This window comes from Xenorhabdus beddingii, from assembly GCF_002127545.1.
Lineage (GTDB): Bacteria > Pseudomonadota > Gammaproteobacteria > Enterobacterales > Enterobacteriaceae > Xenorhabdus > Xenorhabdus beddingii.
This window is the reverse complement of the sequence record NZ_MUBK01000092.1, coordinates 1-1,912: the sequence shown is the minus strand read 5'-3', so window position 1 is coordinate 1,912 and position 1,912 is coordinate 1. Positions and strand designations below refer to the sequence as shown.

1 protein-coding gene and 3 pseudogenes are annotated in these 1,912 nt (G+C 38.5%); 2 read left to right on the top strand and 2 right to left on the bottom strand.

Annotation, left to right across the window (positions count from 1 at the left end):
* A pseudogene (locus tag Xbed_RS20400) lies at positions 1-126 on the bottom strand (IS481 family transposase); the annotation flags it as partial.
* 128 nt (positions 127-254) lie between these two features.
* On the opposite strand from Xbed_RS20400, the gene Xbed_RS20630 reads away from it, so the two are divergent.
* Complete coding sequence (locus Xbed_RS20630) at positions 255-731, top strand: hypothetical protein (protein WP_339373829.1); 477 nt, start codon at positions 255-257, stop codon at positions 729-731.
* Positions 732-1,104: 373 nt separating this feature from the next.
* On the opposite strand, the pseudogene Xbed_RS18505 reads toward Xbed_RS20630, so the two are convergent.
* Positions 1,105-1,317 (bottom strand): annotated as a pseudogene (locus Xbed_RS18505) (IS481 family transposase); the annotation flags it as partial.
* 128 nt (positions 1,318-1,445) lie between these two features.
* Here Xbed_RS18505 and Xbed_RS18500 point away from each other — a divergent pair.
* Positions 1,446-1,912: pseudogene (locus Xbed_RS18500) on the top strand (hypothetical protein); the annotation flags it as partial.

Sequence of the window (1,912 nt, the reverse complement as noted above, 5' to 3'; positions counted from 1 at the left end):
GTGGTAATTATCTAGCCATTCATCCAGATCCGTTTGCCGCTCATTGAGTGAACTGTACACTTTCTTTCTGAAGATAATTTGATAAAACTCGTTCAAAATAGTCTGATGAAAATGTTCACAAATACCTCTACCTAATGCAAAACGTAACACTACTTTTATGGCACTCGAAAATAAACTGCACGATGTGTTTAAACAAGATGTTAACCAAGATGAATTATTGAAACGCGCTCTTGAGCGATACAAGGAAAACACCCATGAAATCTCTCTGTAATAAACGCGTATTATCCTCCCTACTTGCGTTGTTTTTCATACAAGGATGCGCGCAAAGCAACTCATTCTCTCCACCCGTTAATGGAGAGACTGTTCATTTTACGGCCACTATGCCTGATGAGTTGGATGCCTTACCCATTTCAGCCATGTATCGTTCTAAAATTTGCCGCAAAGAACGCCGAACCGCGAATATGAAGTCGTACTCTGTTCCGGGTTTTCATCGTGCCACCTACCCTCTGTCAATTGGTCAGTCAAATCAAGTTGAGGTCAGTGTCCCTCAGGAGGGAGGCGGGAAGTGTGATTGGAAACTGAGTAATATTACTTTTGAAGTGAAGCTGAAAGATACGTCAAAAATTGCGCCTCTTATTAAAAATAATTTTGGATTTAAAACGACATTTGTGATTGATGGTCATGCACCACAAGAATTCGATGGTGGATATATAAAAAAACCGGTGATTTAAATGAAGAAATTATTCTATTTCCTTTACTAAGTGAGCTGTTCTTAGGGGGGCATAGTCAATCATTTTATTTGGTAGGAAAATATGATGTTATGACATATAAAATGAATGATGGCAGAAAAATTCATCTTAATGTTTTATATGAAAAAAATTTTTTAAGTCATTGGAATGGAGGAAAAAATCAGGATGCAGATACATCATTGACTTATCCTGATGGAACAATAATATACAATGGTGATGTAAGCCCAGACTTTGATAAATTAATGCGGATTCTTGAATCAAGAAACCACAAATCGACTAAGATGTAGTCATTCAGCCTTAATCTGACAGTCGCCCACTTTGGTTTAGTGCCTGTCAGATTAAATTCGGGTGAGATTTTTTCAGCCCAAATTGATTTTCCTTCCAATAATGTCTCTATGGGTGTGCGGCCACAACCTATTTTTCCTTGATGTGTGCGGTGATAGTGGTAATTATCTAGCCATTCATCCAGATCCATTTGCCGCTCATTGAGTGAACTGTACACTTTCTTTCTGAAGATAATTTGATAAAACTCGTTCAAAATAGTCTGATGAAAATGTTCACAAATACCTCTACCTAATGTAAAACGTAACACCACTTTTATGGCACTCGAAAATAAACTGCACGATGTGTTTAAACAAGATGTTAACCAAGATGAATTATTGAAACATGCTCTTGAGCGATATAAGGAAAACACCCATGAAATCTCTATGCAATAAAAGCGTATTATCCTCCCTACTTGCGTTGTTTTTCATACAAGGATGCGCGCAAAGCAACTCATTCTCTCCACCGATTAATGGAGAGAATATTCATTTTACGGCCACTATGCCTGATGAGTTGGCTGCCTTACCCATTTCAGCCATGTACCGTTCTAAAATTTGCCGCAAAGAACGCCGAACCGCGAATATGAAGTCGTACTCTGTTCCGGGTTTTCATCGTGCCACCTACCCTCTCTCAATCGGTCAGTCAAATCAAGTTGAGGTCAGTGTCCCTAAGGAGGGAGGGGGGAAGTGTGATTGGAAACTGAGTAATATTACTTTTGAAGTCAAGCTGAAAGATACGTCAAAAATTGCGCCTCTTATTGACGATAATTTTGGATTTAATACGACATTTGTGATTGATGGTAATGCACCACAAGAGTTCGATGGTGGATATATAAAAAAACA

What these genes read in the sequence shown, in the direction of transcription:
- Xbed_RS20630 (WP_339373829.1), top strand. Translation starts at nt 255, where the DNA reads ATGAAATCTCTCTGTAATAAACGCGTATTATCCTCCCTACTTGCGTTG.